We start from the raw sequence: 17,279 nt of genomic DNA, 5'->3' as shown, positions 1-17,279 counted from the left end.
ATCTGTTGATGCGCTCCCGCAGGCCGCAAGGAAGGAGGTGCGGCTCCTTTTTGCCGCTGATCAGGCCGGCGGCCGCACGCCCATTCCGACGCAGGCATGTCCGACCGCGACGCCGCGCAGGGCGATCGGCAGACGCCCGCGCTCGAAGATCGAGAGACGGGTTCCGATACGGTCGTGTTCGGGACCGGACCGCGACGCGGTCGACCGCGCACATCCGGGTCTCACTCCCGCGCCGATCCCCGCGCCCCCGGACGGGCGCGGGCGCGGGGGAGCCTGCGGCCCCACCCAGGCGGGGCGCTCCGCCGCTCGGCCACTCTCAGATGGCGCAGTATTTTTCCTGGATCTCGGGATTGGCCATCAGATCCGCCGCGAGACCGGAATGGACGATCTCGCCCTGGTCCACGATATAGGCGCGGTCGGCGAGTTGGAGCGCGCGCTCGACATTCTGCTCGACGATGAGAATGGTCAGGCCCTCGCGCTTCAGCCGCGCGAACAGCTCGAACATCTCGTCCACCAGAACCGGCATGATGCCCTCGGAGGGCTCGTCCAGCATGATCATTTCCGGGTCGGCGGCGAGGGCGCGGGCGATCGCCAGCATCTGCTGCTCGCCCCCCGACAGCGTGTCGCCCGCCTGGTGCAGGCGCTCGCGCAGGCGCGGAAAGGTCTCGGCGATGCGGTCGATCACCGCCGCCTCCTTGTGGCGGTTGGGCGAGGCGACGAGGCCGAGACGGAGATTTTCCAGCACGGTGAGGCCGCGCACGATGCGCCTGTCCTCGGGCACGTAAGCGAGGCCCATGCCGAGCCGGCGGTGGGTCGGGGCGCCGATGATGTCCTCGCCCTTGAACCGCACGGCGCCGGTGCGCCGGGCGACCAGCCCCATGACGGTGCGCAGCGTCGTCGTCTTGCCGGCGCCGTTGCGGCCGATCAGGCAGACCGCCTCGCCCTGCCCGACGGTAAAGCCGATGCCCTGGAGGATGTGGCTGCGCCCATACCAGGCATTGAGGTTTTCGACCTGGAGCATGGCTACACCGACTGTCCGAGATAGACCCGCTTCACCTCGTCGTGGCGGCGGATGTCGTCCGCCGTGCCTTCGGCGAGGAGGGTGCCGTGGTGCAGCACCACGATGCGGTCCGAAATGCCCATCACCAGCTTCATGCGGTGCTCGACCAGGATCACGGTGCGCTCGGCATTGAGCTTCAGGATCAGGTCCATCATCTCGCGCGCCTCCTCCGGGCTCATGCCGGCGGTGGGTTCGTCGAGCAGCAGGAGCTTGGGCTCGCAGGCGAGCGCCACGGCGATCTCCAGCGAGCGCTGCTGGCCGTGCGCCAGCGTGTCGACGCTCTCATGGCGCCGGTCCTGAAGGCCGACGCGCAGCAGGAGCGCCTCGACCGCATCGCTCAGGTTCAAGGCGCTGCGCGGCTGCCACAGGCCGAAGCGCGAGCGCATCGCCTGGGCGGCGATGCGGACATTCTCCTGCACCGTGAGCTTGGGAAACAGGCTGGTGATCTGGAACGACTTGGCGATGCCCATATGGGCGAGCTTGTGCTGCGGCGTGCCGGTGATGTCGGTGCCGTTGAAGAACACCCGGCCTTCGGTCGGCGGGAAGCTGCCGGAGAGCACGTTGAAGAAAGTGCTCTTGCCGGCACCGTTCGGCCCGATCACCGAGGTCAAGCGCCCGGCCGCGAAGCTGGTTGTGACGTCATTGAGGGCCGTGAAGCCGCCGAAGCGCTTCACCACATTCTGGACCGCCATGATGGGAGGCGCCGCGCTCATGCCCGCACCCATTTCAGCAGCGAGCCCCAGATCCCGCGTGGGAAGAACAGGATCAGCACAACGAACAGGATGCCGACGACGAGCTGCCAATGGACCGTGACCACCGTCATCACGTCCTGCAGCATGATGTAGACATAGGCGCCGACGAAAGCCCCGAAGAAGGTGCCCATGCCGCCGAGCAGGGTGATCATCAGAACCTCCGCCGAGTTGAAATAGTTCAGCGTCTCGATCGGCACCACGGAGAGGTGGATCGCATAGAGCGCGCCGGCAAAGCCCGAGAACACGCCGGACAGAATGAAGGCCAGCCAGCGGGTGCGCGCGACGTCGTAGCCGCAGGCGAGCGCGCGCGTCTCATTCTCGCGGATCGCCTCCAGCACCGCCCCGTAGGGCGAATGGAGGATGCGCGAGAACAGTGCGATCGCCACCGCCGCGAGGGCGTAGAGGACGTAATATTTGACCAGCGGATCCAGCATGTCGAAATGCAGGCCGAACACGTCGATGGCGGGCACGTTGACGCCGCGCAGCCCGTCCTCGCCGCCGGTGAGCGAGACCCATTGATAGGCCGAATAATAGACCACCTGCGACAGCGCGAGCGTGATCATCGCGAAATAGATGCCGCGTGAGCGGATGGCGAACCAGCCGATGACCACGGATCCGATCCCGGCCACGGCGATGCCGATCGGCAGCGCCAGGAACCAGGGAATGGCGAATTTGGCGATCGACACGCCGCAGCCATAGGCGCCGAGCCCGAACAAAGCGGCATGGCCGAAGGACAGCATGCCGGCATAGCCGAAGATGAGGTTGAACCCCATCGCATAGAGCCCGAAGATCAGGATGTTGACCGCCAGCGCCTCGTAGGGCGTCACGAACGGCAGGGCCGCGAGAACCACCAGAGCGGCGAGCACCCGGTGGCGGGCGATCACGGCGACGAGGCCACCCATCGGGCCGGCCTTCGCCGTCGCGGCGGGACGCGTGTTGGATTCCATGGCGGACCTCAATCCAGCACGCCGGCCCGGCCGAACAGGCCGCGCGGTCGGAAGATCAGGACGACCGCCATCAGAACGAACATCGAGAGCGTCGTCATTTCAGGATAGAAGAGCGAGGTCATGGAGAGCGTGATTCCGACGGCGAGGCCGGCGATCACCGCCCCGAGCAACGATCCCATGCCGCCGACGACCGTCACCACGAAGGCCTCCACCAGGACCGGCACGCCCATTTCCGGGAACACGCCGCGGATCGGTGCCGCGAGCACCCCGGCGAGCGCGGCGAGCCCGGTGCCGATGCCGAACACGATCAGCCAGACCTTCGACACGTCGACGCCCAGAACCTGGACGATCTCCGGATCGCGCGCCCCCGCCCGGATGATCAGGCCGAACGGCGTCTTCTCCAGGAACACCCAGAGCGCGACCAGGATGAGCGCGGTCACGGCGATCAGAAACAGCCGATATTTCGGGAAGAAGAACACGCCGAGATCCATCGCCCCGGTCAGCCCCTCGGGCGTGTTGAAGGGAATCCCCTCGGTGCCGGCGACGATGCGCACCAGTTCCAGGATGATCAGACCGAGCCCGAAGGTCAGCAGCAGCGGATAGTCGATGCCGCGCCCGTAGAGCGGGCGGATCAGGACGCGCTCGCACACCATGCCGATCGCCCCGACGATGAGCGGGACGGCGAGCAGCGCGACCCAGAAATTGCCGGTCAGCCCCAGCACCGCGACGCCGACATAGGCGCCCAGCATGAAGAACTGGCTGTGGGCGAAATTGACGATGGTGAGGAGGCCGAAGATCAGCGAGAGGCCAAGGGCGACCAGCACGAAGATCGACCCGAGGGCGACCCCGGTGAAGATCTGGAGGAGGATCAGGTCGAACGTCATGCGGCGATGGGATCCCTGAAGCGGTCTTCGGCGGTGGCATGGATCGGACAGGGAAGGGGGCGGGCGCCCGCCTCCTTCCCGCCGGGGTCGACCCGGATCAGCCGTGGCCCAGTTGCTGGCAGGAGCGCAGGAATTTCTCCTCTGGCGGCTGCATCTCGACGACGTTGAAGACGTCGTATTGCGACTTCACCTGCGCCTGGGGCTTGGATTCCAGCACCAGGACGGACTGGACCGCCTGATGGTCGCATTTGCGGAAATATTCCGGACCCTTATAGGCGTCGTATTTCAACGCCTCCAGGGCCGCGATCACGGCGTCCGGATCGGTCCCGCCGGCCTTCTTGGCGCCTTCCAGCAGCGCATAGATGCCGGCGAAGCCGAGCGCGCCGTAATCCGTCGGCACGGCATTGTTGTGCTTGGCGCGATAGGCGTCGTTGAGGCGCTTGGCGGACGGGAACTTGTCCTCGAGGCCCCAATAATAATTGGCGCCGCCGAACACCCCCTCGAACGGCCCGGCCCCGCCGGCGAGACGCTGCGAGAACAGCAGCACCGGGAAGGCGATCTTCATCTGCTGCTTCAGACCGAAATCGGTCGCCTGTTTCACGGTGTTGAGCTGGTCGCGGCCGAAATTGCACACCACGAGCACATTGGGCCGCGCCGCCTGGATGCGCGGGAAGAAGGTTGAGAAGTCGGTCTGGCCGAGCGGGTGCTTGATCTCCACCACCTCCTCGATGCCGAATTCCTTGCCGGCGGTACGGAAGCCGCGGGCCATTTCATGGCCATAGGCATAGTCCGCCACCAGGAAGGCGACGCGCTTGCCGAATTTCGGGAACACGTAGCGCCCCACCGCGCCCGCCGTCATGTGCGGGTTCAGCGCCTCGTGGAACGTGTATTTGGAGAAGTCGGCGGCCTCGTTGATCGAGTCCGACTGGCTGATCGAATTGTAGATCACGCCACGCTGCTTCGCGACCTGGTTGACCGAAAGCTGGACCGAAGCGGAGAGCGAGCCGCACAGGAAGTTCACCTTGTCGCTCTCGATCAGTTCCAGCGCGCGGGTCGCGCCTTCGCCGGGATTGAGCTTGTCGTCGCGCACCAGAAGCTCGGCTTTGCGGCCATTGAGGCCGCCGGCCTCGTTGAACATCGCGATGGCGATCTCGGCGCAGCGGACCTGGTCCTGCGCCTCGGTGGAATAGGGCCCGGTGATGGGCACCGGGAAGCCGATCTTGATCGGTCCCGACTGGGCGCGTGCGGTGCGCAGATAGGCCGGCGCGGCAAGACCGGCAGCGGCACCGAACGCGGCGCCCTTGAGCAGGGTGCGGCGGGAGATGGTCAACACGTCCTTGGGGCTCATGGCGTCCTTCCCGATGATTATGGTTTGAGTTACGCGGGGGTCCCGGCGGGGGCGGCGACATCTGCGCCGCCGCGCTGCCGCGCCTGTTTCAGCGCGGAGAGGATGCGGTCGGGGGTGAAGGGCATTTCGGTCAAGGTGGCGCCGAACGGCGCGAGGGCGTCGTTGATCGCGTTCATCACCGCCGCCGGCGCGCCGGCCGTGCCCGCCTCCCCCGCGCCTTTGGCCCCGAGTTCGCTGTCGGCGGTGGGCGAGACGATGTGGCCGACCTGGATGTCCGGCATCTCGCAGGCCATCGGCACGAGATAGTCGGCCATGCTGGCATTCTGCATCTGGCCTTCGGCATCGTAGACGCACTGCTCGAACAGCGCGCCGCCGAGCCCCTGCACCACGCCGCCGCGGACCTGCTCGTCGACCAGCTGCGGATTGAGGATGGTGCCGCAATCCTCGACCACCCAATGGCCGAGCAGCTTCACGAAGCCGTCCTCCACTTCGAGATAGGAGGCCTGGATGCCGTTGGTGAAGGCGAAGGGATAGCCGCGCGGCACATAATGGCGCACCGCCATCAGTTCCGCCTGGAAGCCGGGGGGCAGCGTGTCGGGACGGAAATAGACGATCCGCCCGAGTTCGGCGAGCGACAGCCGCTCGCGCCCGCTCGCGGCATCCACCACCGCGCCGCCGCGCACGTCGAGACTGTCCGGGTCGGCCTGGAGGATGGCGCCCGCGACCGCGACGACATTGGCGCGCAGCGCCTTGCCGGCCTGCCAGGCCGCCTCGCCGCCGATGCCGGCCGCGCGCGAGGCCCAGGTGCCGCCGCCATAGGGGGTCTGGTCGGTATCGCCGCTGATCACCCGCACGATGTCGAGCGGCACGCCGAGCGCGGTCGCGACCACCTGGGCGATCACCGCCTCGGTGCCCTGCCCCTGCTCTGTGGCGCTGGTCTGGACCGTGACCGCCCCGGTCGCGTCCATCCGCACCACCGCGCCGTCCTGGGACGAAATCCGCGCCCCGCCGACGCCGTAGAAGGCGGCGCCGGGATTGGTGATCTCGATGAAGCTCGCAAAGCCGATGCCGCGATGGATGCCCTTCGTGCGCAGCGCGGCCTGCTCGGCGCGCAGCTTCGGGTAGTCCATCATGGCGAGGAGCTTGTCGAGCGCCGCATGGTGCGAGAGCGCCTCGAATTTGAGGCCGGTCGCCGAGGCGCAGGGATAGGCGTCGTCGCGGATCAGATTTTTGCGGCGGATCTCGACCGGATCCATGCCGATGCGCCGCGCCGCGAGGTCCACCAGCCCCTCGGTGACCGCGGTCGCGATCGGATGGCCGACCGCGCGATACTGGCAGGTGACCGTCTTGTTCTGGAACACCACCCGGGCGCGGGCCTTGTAGTTCGGGCAGGCATAGGGGCCGCCGGTGAGGTTCACCACCTGGTTCGCTTCCACCGCACTGGTGCGCGGATAGACGGAATAGGGTCCGATCCCGGTGACATCGTCGATTTCGAAGGCGGTGATCGTGCCGTCCGCCTTGACCGCGATCCGCCCCTTCAGGCGGTGGTCGCGGGCATGAATGTCGGTGAGGAAGCTCTCCAGCCGGTCGGCGACGAACTTCACCGGCCGTTTCAGGAGCTTCGACAAGGCCGCGGTGGCCATCTCGTCGGCATAGACGTGCACCTTGATGCCGAACGAGCCGCCGACATCCTTGCACACCACCCGGATCTGCTGCTCGCTCATGCCGAGATGGATCGACAGGATGTTCTGCATCATGTGCGGCGCCTGGGTGCCGAGATAGGCGGTCAGGCGGCCGGTGCCGGCATTGAAGTCCGCCACCATGGCGCGCGGCTCGAGCGTCACGCCGGTATGGCGCCCGAAGCCGAAATCCGCCTCGATCACATGGTCGGCGGCGGCGAAGGCGGCGGCGGGATCCCCGCCGGTGAAATTGCGCTCGAAGGCGAGATTGTCGCCGAGCGCGGGATGGATGACCGGGGTCTGCGGATCGAGCGCCGTCATCATGTCGGTGACGGCGGGCAGCGGCTCGTAATCGATCTCGACCAGTTCGGCGGCATCCTCGGCGAGCGCGCGGGTGCGGGCGACGATCGCCACGACAGCCTCGCCCTGCCAGCAGGCACGATCCACGGCCATGGCGTGCTGCGGCGCCGATTTCAGGCCGACCATATGGGTCAATACGCCGACCCAGGGGGTGCAGACCTCCGCCAGTTCCCGCCCGGTGACCACGGCGACCACGCCCTTGGCGCGCTTCGCTTCGGCGGCGTCGATGGCGCGGATGCGGGCATGGGCGTGGGGCGAGCGCACATAGACCACATGGACCATGCGCGGCAGGACGAGGTCGGAGACATATTCGCCCCGCCCCTCGGTGAGACGGGCGAGATTGGGGCGCGGCACGGCGCGGCCGATATAGGAGTTCGGCCGGTCGAGCGCGGTCAAAGGCGAGGGCACGTCGCGGGTCATCGGGCGCCCTCCGTCCGGGCGGCGAGCGCCGCTTCCACCGCGTCGACGATGGCGTGATAGCCGGTGCAGCGGCAATAATTGCCGGAGATGTGTTCGCGAATCTCCGCGCGGTCCGGCGCCGGCTCGATATCCATCAAGGCCGAGGCGGCGATCAGCATGCCGGGCGTGCAATAGCCGCATTGCAGCGCGTTGCGGGTGCGGAACGCCTCCTGGAGGCCGGCGATCCGGCCGGAATCCGACAGGCCCTCGATGGTCTCGATGTGCCGGCCCTCGCACTGCACCGCCAAAGTGAGGCAGGCGCGCACGATCTCGCCGTCCATCAGCACGGTGCAGGCGCCGCACACGCCGTGCTCGCAGCCGATATGGGTGCCGGTGAGGCCGAGATCCTCGCGCAGGAAATCGGCGAGGTGGCGCCGCGCCTCGACGCTTTCGTGATGTGCGACGCCGTTCACGGTGAGGGTGAGATCGAACACGGTTTCGAGTTCGGCGCTCATTGCGGCTGCTCCGAAAGCTGGCCGGCGACGCGCCGCAGCAGCACGCCGGCGAGATGCATCTTGGTGTCGCGGGAGGCGTGGATGTCGCCGGTCGGATCGAGATCGGCCTCCAGCGCCGCGACCGCCGCGTCGAGATCGCCGGCCTCCAGCGCCTGCTCCGCGCCCCGCGCCCGCACGGCGCACGGCCCCATGCTGAAATAAGCGAGCCGGACGTCGCCGAGCCCCGCCCCGCGCGCGGTGGCGGTCGCGGCGAGCCCGACCATGGCATAATCGCCGTGGCGCCGGGCGAATTCGGCGAAGCCGACCCGACGGTCCGGGCCGTGCAGCGGCAGGTTCAGCCCGGTCAACATGTCGGCCGGGCCGAGCGCGGTCTCGTAGAGGCCGAGGAAGAAATCGTCGGCCGCCACCACGCGCGCGCCGTCGGGGCCGCTGATCGCGATGTCGGCGCCAAGCGCCAGGATGCAGGCGGGCATTTCGGCGGCGGGATCGGCGAAGGCGACGGAGCCGCCGAGCGTGCCGCGATTGCGGATCGCGGCATGGGCGATATGGGGGATGGCGCGGGTGAGAAGCGGGGCGTGCCGCGCCACCAGCGGCGCGCGCAGCGCCTGCGTGTAGCGCACCAGCGCGCCGATCCGCAGACCATCGCCCTCGACCGCGATCTCCGACAGGCCGGAAATGGCATTGATGTCGATCAGCAGGCGGGGCGCGGACAGGCGCATGTTGAGCATCGCGACGAGGCTCTGGCCTCCCGCGATCAGGCGCGCCTCGTCCCCATGCGCGGCGAGCGCCGCGACGGCTTCGGCAACCGATTGCGCTCTCGCATAAGCGAAAGTGGCTGGCTTCACGGACGTCTCCTCCCGCCGTCTGTCGCGGCGTGTGCGGGGCATTCTGGCCTGAAGCCGCTGCCCTGTCGAACGTCCATGGTAATGATCGGTCGATTACTATCAAGCCGGTTGTGGCGACGCGCGACGGGCGGTGTGAAAACCACGGCGACACCAGTGCCATGATCCGCGCGGCATCCGAACGCGCAGGTCTTGACGTCGTTCGGCGTGACCGGTGTGCTTGCGGCCGAGTCCGGTGCTCCCGACGCGCCGGATTGCGGGCGGATCGGTCTCTGTCACATCTCAGTCCGCCGCCGGCACCGACCGGTTCGCGGTCCGGTGGCCGAGACGATCAGGCGGATCGCTGGAGGGTGCGCCGGGCGACGGTCCAAGAGGCCATTTCGTCGACCGAGAGCGGGCAGGCGATGTAATAGCCCTGGGCCTCGTCGCAGCCCCACGCCTGCAGGAGATCGAAGGCCCCGGGCGTCTCCACCCCTTCGGCAACGACCCGATAGCCGAGATCGTGGGCCATATTGATCACGGCGCGCACCAGCTTCTGGTCGTGCAGACAGGTCTCCAGATCGGTGATGAAGGAACGGTCGATCTTGATGAGATCGATCGGCAGGCTCTGGAGATAAGACAGGCTGCTATAGCCCGTGCCGAAATCGTCGATTGAAATCGCAACCCCGCTCTGCTTGAGGGCCGACATCACGGCCAGTGTGCAGGGACTGCGGGTGAGCAGCCCGCCTTCGGTGAGTTCCAGCTCGATGGCCGTGGGGCTGAGCCCGTGCTGGTCCAGCATCTGCACGAGACGGCTGGAGAAGTCCGGCGCTTGCAGATTCTTCGCCGAGATGTTGATCGAAAGCCGACAGTCCGGATCCATATCCCGCCAGGCCGCGCGCTGGGCGATCCCTGTGGCGAGCACCCAGTCGGTCAGAAGGTCGGAATAGGCCGTATCGTCCACCAAAGGAATGAATTCCGCGGGACCGACATCGCCGATCTTCGGATGATGCCAGCGCAGCAGCGCCTCCACACCGACGATCCGCCCCGTCGTCATGTCGATGCGCGGCTGATAGGCGAGCCGGAGCTGGTCGCTCCCGGCGAGGGCTTCCCTTATATCGTTCAGAAGCCGGAACCGGCGCTGATGCGCGAGGTCCTGGCTCTCGTCATAGGCTGCGACCGGCGCGGCGCTGCCCCGGGCATCGGCGGCGGCATTGAAAAGCCGGCGGAGCACGTCGCGCGGCGCCGCCTCACCGGCGGGGAACGCGTAGACGCCGAACACGACTTCCGGCGCGAGTGGGACGCCTTCGCAGAGGATCGGATCCCGCAGTCCGTCTGCGATCGTGTCGACCGTCTCCTGCCAGGAGTGGACGCCCGCGAGCGTCTCCTTGGGGGCCAGCGGACCGTCGAGCACCACGCAGCGCGCTTGCCCGACATGGTAGAGCCGCTTGGAATTTCCGATCAGTGTTCGGATCCGCCCCGTCGCCTCCCGCACGAACGCCTCGGCATAGGCCGCGCCCAGCACCCTTTGGCCGTTGCTGACCTGGGCGAGCGAGGCGAACTCGACCAGAACCGCAAGCAGTGGGGCGCCCGGATGGCGGCCCCCGAGATCCTCGATATCCTCGAACAGCTGGTTCTCGTTGGCATGGCCGCTGGTCGCGTCAATGGAGCCGAACGCATTCTGCAGTTCGATCTGCGACATCACCATCGCGGCGAGGTCGGCGAGGACGGTGCGCTCCTCCTTGTCCAGGCCACGCGGCTTGTCGTCGATGATGCATAAGGTCCCGAGGCCGTAGCCCGCGCGGGTGATCAACGGCGCGCCGGCATAGAAGCGGATGCCGGCCCGCGCCAGGAGGCTGTCTCGGAAGCGCGGGTCCTCCATCATGTCGGGCACCACGAACACATCGGCGCTTTGCACGGCATAGGTGCAGGGCGCCTCCGCGCGGGGAATCTCGGCGAGATCGACGCCGACCCTGGACTTGAACCATTGGCGGTCCCGATCGGTCAGCGAGATGGTGGACACGGGCGACTGAAACAACCGGCTGGCGAGACGCGTGATGCGATCGAAGCTCTCGCTCGGCGGGGTGTCCAGCAGGTGGAGATCGCGCAGCGCATTGAGCCGCGCCTCTTCGTTTTGGATCACCTCGCGTGTCATCATGCTCGCTCTCATATCAACGCCGTCGCGGCCGGCCACGCACGCTGATTATACTCTGATACGAAACTTGCCCGAGGCTGGATCCGACATGACGCGAATGTGTCATGGACAGCCCCGCGCGTGCTGCCGCCCGCCGGGCTCGACAGGTGTCGCGCGCCCGGGCTCAATCCGCTTGGATTCCCGCCCCCCGGGGGTACCCGGATTTCGTCCAGCAAGGTCCCTGTTATGAACGTTGCTCCGCTTCCTCGCAGCCTGCTCTTCGCGCCTGCCGTCCGCCCCGACCTCATGGTCAAGGCGGCGGCCAGCGGTGCGGACGCGCTGATCTTCGATCTGGAGGATTCAGTCCCGCCTGCCGCGAAGGCCGAAGCGCGCCGCGCGCTGACCGCCGCGTTGACGGCCCATATCGGGCCGCCGGTCTATGTGCGCATCAACCACCCCGCCGCCGACGATGCCGCTGCCGACATCGCCGCGCTGGCGGGGGAACGGCTCGCCGGCGTGTTCCTGCCCAAGGCCGAACGGCCGGAGGAGGTGCAGTATGTCGACGGCCTGCTGCGCGCCGCCGAGGCCCGGCTCGGCCGGCCGGACGGGGGGCTCTGTCTGGTGCCGATGATCGAGACCTGCCTCGGCCTGCGCCACGCTTATGATCTGGCGCGCGCCGCGCCGCGGGTCGGCGGCGCCTGCCTGTCGAGCGGCGAGGAGGGCGATTTCATGGTCGATCTCGGCGGCCGATGGACGCCGGAAGGCGAGGCCCTGCTCTATGCCCGTGGCCGGCTCGCATGCGAGAGCCGCGCGGCGGGGATCGAATGGCTGATCGACGGCGTGTTCATGGCGCTCGACGACGAGCCGGCCCTGCGACGTGATGCGAGGACGGCGCGCAATATGGGCTACGTCGCCAAGATGGCGATCCATCCCCGGCAGATCGCGGCGATCCACGACGCCTTCAGCCCGACCGCGGCCGAGATCGACCACGCCGCCGGCCTGGTCGATGCGATGCGCGCGGCGGAGGCCGGGGGCCGCGGCGCGGTGCGCTATCGCGGCATGATGGTCGACTACGCCAATCTCAAGCGGGCGCAGAAGATCCTGGCGCAGGCGGAGCGGGGGAAGACGGCGTAGCGCCTCCGGACGGCCCTCCGTCCGAAGGACGCCGGCGCCCCGGCGGAAACGCGCTCCGCGCTTTAGGCGGCGAGCGCCCGCTCCAGAAGATCCAGCCCCTCCTCGACGATGGCGTCGGAGGCGGTGAGCGGAACCAGGATGCGGATGGTCGAGAAGCTGGTGCCGCAGGAGAGCAGGATCAGCCCTTCCTCCGCCGCCCGCAACGTGACCCGCTTGGTGGCGGCGGCGTCGGGCTCCAGCGATCCGCGCTCGCGCACGATATCGAAGGCGATCATCGCGCCGGGGCCACGAATGCCGGCGATCGGCAGCAGATCGTTGCGCCCCTCGAAGCCGGCGAGCCGGGCCTTGATGCGGGCGCCGATGGCATTGGCGCGCGCGACCAGGCCTTCCGCCTCGATCACGTCGAGCACCGCGAGCGCGGCGGCGCAAGCGAGCGGATTGCCGGCATAGGTGCCGCCGAGGCCGCCGGGTTCGGCGGCGTCCATGATCGCGGCGCGCCCGATCACCCCCGACAGCGGAAACCCGCCGGCGAGGCTCTTGGCGACGCAGACCAGATCCGGCCGCACGTCGTAATGCTCCATCGCGAACAGCTTGCCGGTGCGCCCGAAGCCGGTCTGCACCTCGTCGGCGATCAGCACGATGCCGTGCGCGTCGGCGACCTTGCGCAGGCCGCGCATCAGGTCGGCCGGCGCGGGATGGAAGCCGCCCTCCCCCTGGACCGGCTCGACGATGATCGCCGCGACCCGCGCCGGATCGATGTCGGCCGCGAACAGGAAGTCGAGATGCTGGAGCGCCTGCTCGGTGGTGACGCCGGAATGGGTCGCCGGGAACGGCACGTGCCAGACATTGGGCATCGAGGCGCCGAGCCCCTTCTTATAGGGCACCACCTTGCCGGTCATGCTCATCGCCATGAAGGTACGGCCGTGGAACGCGCCGGTGAAGGCGATCACGCCGTCGCGGCCGGTGGCGGCGCGGGCGATCTTCACGGCATTTTCGGTCGCCTCGGCGCCGGTGGTGAAGAAGATCGACTTGGCCGGCCCCTCGATCGGCGCCAGCGCGTTCAGCCGCTCGGCGAGCGCGACATAGCTCTCATAGGCCGTGACCTGGAAACAGGGATGGGTGAACTTCTCCATCTCGGCCGCCACCGCCGCCATCACGTGGGGATGGCGGTGCCCGGTATTGAGGACCGCGATGCCGGCGGCGAAATCGACGTAGCGGCGACCGTCCAGATCCCACAGCTCGGCATTCTGCGCGCGGGAGATCGCGACCGGCGTGGCGTGGCCGACGCCGCGGGGGATGGCGGCCTGGCGGCGGGCGAAGAGATCGGCATTGGCGGACATGGCGCACCTTTGAACGGGATGTGCCATCATCTCCGCGCCGCCCCGCGCGCACCATGTCCTAGTTTGGCGGGACTGGTGCATTTTTCGCACCGGTCTCCCCGAAAATGTCTGCCAACCAGCCCCGCAAGGCGCGCAAGGCGGGATCCCGGTCGCGGGCGGCGAGCGCGACCAGATAATAGCCCCCCATCGTGACGTCCGAGGTGCACAGCTCGAGCAAGGTGCCCGCGTGCAATTCCTCCGCGGCCAGAATCCCGTTGGTGAGGGCGACACCCTGGCCGAGCCGGGCGGCCTCCGCGGCGAGGTGGGCGTGCCACAGACAGGGACCGTGCAGCGGCGTGTGGGGCGCATGACCCGCCGCCGCCAGCCACGCCGCCCATTGGGCGGTGGATTCCTCATGGATCAGGGGCAGGCGGACAAGGTCCGCCAGCGTCTCGGGGCGGCCGAAGCGGGCGCAAAAGCCAGGGCTCGCCACCGGAAACATGCGCGGGCACGCCAGAAGCTCGGCGGTGCGGCCGGGCCGCGCATCGGCGGCGGCGAGGAAGACGATTTCCGCGTCGGCCTCGCCGCGCTCGAGATTGGGCCGCGCCAGCGTGGGATTGAGGATGATCTCGTGGCCGGCGAGCTGGGCCGCGAGGTCCCCGATGCGCGGCAGCAGCCGCCAATTGGCGAGGCCCGGCATGCACCAGATGTCGAGGGTGCGCCGCCGCTCCTGCCCGAGCGCGATCGCCGCCTGGGCGATGATCTCGAAGGCACGGACGATTTCGGCGTGGAACGTCGCCCCCTCGGCGGTGAGTTCCACCCCGCGCCCGTGCGGCGCGAGCAGGCGCGCCTGCAGCCGGGTTTCGAGATTGTGCACGTGGCGCGAGACGACGGTGTGGCTGACGCCGAGTTCCTGCCCGGCCGCCCGCACGCTGCCGGTGCGGCCGACCGCCTCGAAGGCGCGCAGAGCGATCAAAGGAGGAAGCCGCGACATAAGACCGATTTCCGCAAGAACGCCGGAGGGTGCGCCGGCCGGCACGGTGCCGGCAAGCCGGCACCGGTGGCGGTCAGGCGCGCAGCGTCGCCCCGGTCTTCTTCGCCACCTCGGCGACGACCTTGGCGGCGACCGCCTCGATCTCCGCATCGGTGAGCGTGCGCTCGCGCGGCTGCAGCACGACTTCGATCGCGACCGACTTCTTTTCCGCCGCGATGCCCGGCCCCTGATAGAGGTCGAACACCGTGGCATCGGCGATCAGTTTACGATCGACGCCCATCGCGGCGCGCAGAATGTCGGCGGCGCCCACCTCCTGCCCGACCACGAAGGCGAAGTCGCGCCGGACCGGCTGGAACGCCGACAGATCGAGCGGCGGCTTGACCTTGGTCGGCTTGGCCTTGGGCTCGGGGATGCGGTCGAGGATCAGCTCGAAGGCGACCAGCGGCCCGGTCGCGTCGAGCGCCTCCAGGATCGCCGGATGAATCTCGCCGAACGTGCCGATCACGTTGGGGCCGAGCCGGAAGGAGCCGGAGCGGCCGGGATGGTACCAATCCGGCGCGTCCGCCGTGACCTGGAGGTTGGCGGTCGGCGCGCCGCAGGCGGCAAGCGCGGCCAGGGCGTCCGCCTTGGCGTCGAACGCATCGGCCGCACCGGCATTGCCCTGCCAGAAGCGGCCGGCCCCGGCGGGCTTGGCGGCGGCGCGGCGCAGACCTGCGGCGGCCATGCGCTGGTCCTCCGGCCGGTCGCCGGCAAACACCTGGCCGACCTCGAACAAGGCGACGTCTCCGGTGCCGCGATCGGCATTCGCCTGGGCCGAGCGGATCAGGCCCGGCAGAAGGCTCGGGCGCATGTCGGACAGATCCGACGCGATCGGATTGGACAGCGCGAGTTCCGGCTGGCCGCCGCCGAACAGGGCCGCCGCCTTGGCGGACAGGAACGACCAGGTGACCGCCTCGACCATGCCGCGGGCGGCCAGAGCGCGGCGCGCCTTGCGGGTGCGCAGTTGGAGCGGGGTGAGGACAGGACGGCGTCCGCCACCCTCGCGCGGGAATTCGGTCGCGGGAACGCGGGCGAGGCCGAGAATGCGCACCACCTCCTCGACGAGATCCGCCTTGCCCTCGATGTCGCCGCGCCAGGAGGGCGGCACCACCTGGACCACGGGCGCCGCGCCCGAGACGGCGAAGCCGAGCCGGGTCAGCACGTCCATGATTTCCGCCTCGGAGGCTTCGAGGCCCGAGAGGCGCTTCACCTCGGAGAGCGGAAAGTCGATGGTGCGCGTGGTGTCGGGAACCGCACCCGCCAGCACGATTTCGGACGGCGCGCCGCCGCACAGATCGAGGATGAGGTGGGTGGCGAGTTCCAGCCCCGGCACCATCCAGGCGGGATCGACGCCGCGCTCGAAGCGGAACCGGGCGTCGGAATTGATGCCGAGCCGGCGGCCGGTCTGGGCGATGTTGATCGGCTCCCAGAGCGCGCTCTCGATCACCACGTCCGTGGTCGCCGCGTCGCAACCGCTCTCTTCCCCGCCCATGATGCCTGCGAGGCTCTCCACGCCCTTGTCGTCGGCGATCACGCACATGCTCTCGTCGAGCGCATAGGTCCGCCCGTCGAGCGCCAGCAGGCTCTCACCGGTCTTGGCGCGACGCACGACGAGATCGCCCGTGACCTTCTTCAGGTCGAAGACGTGCAGCGGACGGTTGCGGTCGAAGGTGAGGAAGTTCGTCACGTCGACCAGCGCATTGATCGGCCGCAGGCCGATGGCGCGCAGCTTCTCCTGCATCCAGTCCGGCGAGGGGCCGTTGGTCACGCCGCGGATCACCCGGAGCGCGAAGGCCGGGCACAAAGACGGGGTCCCGCCGAAATCGAGCGTGACGTTCACCGGCGAGGGGAATGTGCCGGGCACCGGGGCGATGCGCGGGGCGAGCAAATCGCCGAGGCGGGCCGCGGCGAGGTCCCGCGCGATGCCGGAAATGCCGAGGCAGTCGGCGCGGTTGGGCGTGACGGCGATTTCCACCACCGGATCGTTCAGGCCGAGCACCTGCGCGAACGGAACGCCCACGGGCGCGTCCTGCGGCAGCTCGATGATGCCCTCATGCTCCTCTGACAGCCCCATCTCGCGCGCCGAGCACAGCATGCCGCGGCTTTCCACGTCGCGGATCTTGCCGATCTTCAGCTCGGTTCCGGTCGCGGGGATCACCGTGCCGGGCGCCGCGAACACCGTCTTCAGGCCGGCCCGCGCATTGGGCGCGCCGCACACCACCTGGATCGGGTCGCCCGCGCCGATCGAGACGGTGCAGACCTTCAGCTTGTCGGCATTGGGATGCTTCTGCGCGGTCAGCACCTCGCCCACCACGAACGGCGCCAGCGCCTTCGCCTTGTCCTCGACGCCCTCCACTTCCAGGCCGATCAGCGACAGCCGGTCGACGATCGCCTCGAAGGAGGCCGTGGGTTCGAGATGCTCTTGGAGCCAGGAATAGGTGAATTTCATGGGGTGCGATCCGTGATCTGCGCAGGCGCCGCTGCGGAAAGGATTGTTTCAAGGACGCCCGTGAGATTTTTCAAGACGTCCAGATTGGAGAACCGAAGCACGCGAAAGCCATGGGCGGCGAGATCCGCGTCCCTTCGCTCATCGCGTGCCATGCCCCGATCCGTGAAGTGCTGCCCGCCGTCCAGCTCAAGGACGAGGGAGGCGGAAACGCAGGCAAAATCGACGATGCAAGGCCCGACGGGGTACTGGCGGCGGAAGCCGAGCCCGCCGAGACGGTGGGCGCGGATATCCTGCCAGAGGGTGCGCTCGGCGTCGGTCATGTCCGTGCGCAGACGGCGAGCATGGGAGGTCGAGGCCCGGCCGCGCACCGGGCGGGTCGAAGCAGGCGTCACGTCGAGATCAGGGCGATCACCCCGCATCACAGCCTCCCGCCAAGCCCTTCCCC

The 17,279-nt window shown here is 68.6% G+C and carries 14 protein-coding genes; 1 reads left to right on the top strand and 13 read right to left on the bottom strand.

Annotated features, from left to right (window positions below; all coding sequences use genetic code 11):
- Positions 1-316 precede the first annotated feature (316 nt).
- From EDC64_RS09325 to EDC64_RS09285, 9 genes are all read right to left on the bottom strand, one after another.
- A complete protein-coding gene (locus EDC64_RS09325; protein ID WP_132031005.1) occupies positions 317-1,021 on the bottom strand; it encodes an ABC transporter ATP-binding protein in 705 nt (234 codons plus the stop codon).
- 2 nt (positions 1,022-1,023) lie between these two features.
- Positions 1,024-1,773 (bottom strand): ABC transporter ATP-binding protein, encoded by a 750-nt coding sequence (locus EDC64_RS09320; protein WP_132031004.1) that lies wholly within the window; start codon positions 1,771-1,773, stop codon positions 1,024-1,026.
- Positions 1,770-2,759, bottom strand: a complete 990-nt coding sequence (locus tag EDC64_RS09315) for a branched-chain amino acid ABC transporter permease (RefSeq protein ID WP_245504618.1) — start codon at positions 2,757-2,759, stop codon at positions 1,770-1,772. Before EDC64_RS09315 ends, EDC64_RS09320 begins: the two co-directional genes overlap by 4 nt.
- Before the next feature lie 8 nt (positions 2,760-2,767).
- A complete protein-coding gene (locus tag EDC64_RS09310) occupies positions 2,768-3,643 on the bottom strand; it encodes a branched-chain amino acid ABC transporter permease (RefSeq protein WP_132031003.1) in 876 nt (291 codons plus the stop codon).
- 97 nt (positions 3,644-3,740) lie between these two features.
- Positions 3,741-4,991 (bottom strand): ABC transporter substrate-binding protein, encoded by a 1,251-nt coding sequence (locus EDC64_RS09305; RefSeq protein WP_132031002.1) that lies wholly within the window; start codon positions 4,989-4,991, stop codon positions 3,741-3,743.
- 29 nt (positions 4,992-5,020) lie between these two features.
- Entirely contained in the window at positions 5,021-7,450 is a 2,430-nt protein-coding gene (locus EDC64_RS09300; RefSeq protein WP_132031001.1) for a xanthine dehydrogenase family protein molybdopterin-binding subunit, read from the bottom strand.
- Positions 7,447-7,944, bottom strand: a complete 498-nt coding sequence (locus EDC64_RS09295) for a (2Fe-2S)-binding protein (protein WP_132031000.1) — start codon at positions 7,942-7,944, stop codon at positions 7,447-7,449. The genes EDC64_RS09300 and EDC64_RS09295 overlap by 4 nt, the downstream gene beginning before the upstream one ends.
- Positions 7,941-8,789 carry an FAD binding domain-containing protein gene (locus EDC64_RS09290; RefSeq protein ID WP_132030999.1) on the bottom strand — a complete coding sequence of 283 codons (849 nt, stop codon included), beginning with the start codon at positions 8,787-8,789 and terminating at the stop codon, positions 7,941-7,943. Before EDC64_RS09290 ends, EDC64_RS09295 begins: the two co-directional genes overlap by 4 nt.
- A 328-nt stretch (positions 8,790-9,117) precedes the next feature.
- Complete coding sequence (locus tag EDC64_RS09285) at positions 9,118-10,923, bottom strand: sensor domain-containing phosphodiesterase (protein WP_165933698.1); 1,806 nt, start codon at positions 10,921-10,923, stop codon at positions 9,118-9,120.
- A gap of 222 nt (positions 10,924-11,145) precedes the next feature.
- Here EDC64_RS09285 and EDC64_RS09280 point away from each other — a divergent pair, with 222 nt between their 5' ends.
- On the top strand, positions 11,146-12,033 hold the full coding sequence (locus tag EDC64_RS09280) for an HpcH/HpaI aldolase/citrate lyase family protein (protein ID WP_132030997.1): 888 nt from the start codon (positions 11,146-11,148) through the stop codon (positions 12,031-12,033).
- 62 nt (positions 12,034-12,095) lie between these two features.
- On the opposite strand, the gene gabT is transcribed toward EDC64_RS09280, so the two are convergent.
- The 4 genes from gabT to EDC64_RS09260 form a co-directional block, all read right to left on the bottom strand.
- Positions 12,096-13,373: a 4-aminobutyrate--2-oxoglutarate transaminase gene (gabT, locus tag EDC64_RS09275; protein ID WP_132030996.1), complete on the bottom strand. Its 1,278-nt coding sequence runs from the start codon at positions 13,371-13,373 to the stop codon at positions 12,096-12,098.
- A 58-nt stretch (positions 13,374-13,431) separates the two neighbouring features.
- On the bottom strand, positions 13,432-14,346 hold the full coding sequence (locus EDC64_RS09270; RefSeq protein WP_132030995.1) for a LysR substrate-binding domain-containing protein: 915 nt from the start codon (positions 14,344-14,346) through the stop codon (positions 13,432-13,434).
- A 73-nt stretch (positions 14,347-14,419) separates the two neighbouring features.
- Complete coding sequence (gene pheT / locus EDC64_RS09265) at positions 14,420-16,834, bottom strand: phenylalanine--tRNA ligase subunit beta (RefSeq protein ID WP_132030994.1); 2,415 nt, start codon at positions 16,832-16,834, stop codon at positions 14,420-14,422.
- On the bottom strand, positions 16,831-17,253 hold the full coding sequence (locus tag EDC64_RS09260) for an endonuclease domain-containing protein (RefSeq protein WP_132030993.1): 423 nt from the start codon (positions 17,251-17,253) through the stop codon (positions 16,831-16,833). Before EDC64_RS09260 ends, pheT begins: the two co-directional genes overlap by 4 nt.
- Positions 17,254-17,279: the final 26 nt, after the last annotated feature.

The sequence above is a fragment of the Aquabacter spiritensis genome (assembly GCF_004346185.1).
GTDB lineage: Bacteria > Pseudomonadota > Alphaproteobacteria > Rhizobiales > Xanthobacteraceae > Aquabacter > Aquabacter spiritensis.
This window is presented reverse-complemented; position numbering and strand designations above follow the sequence as displayed.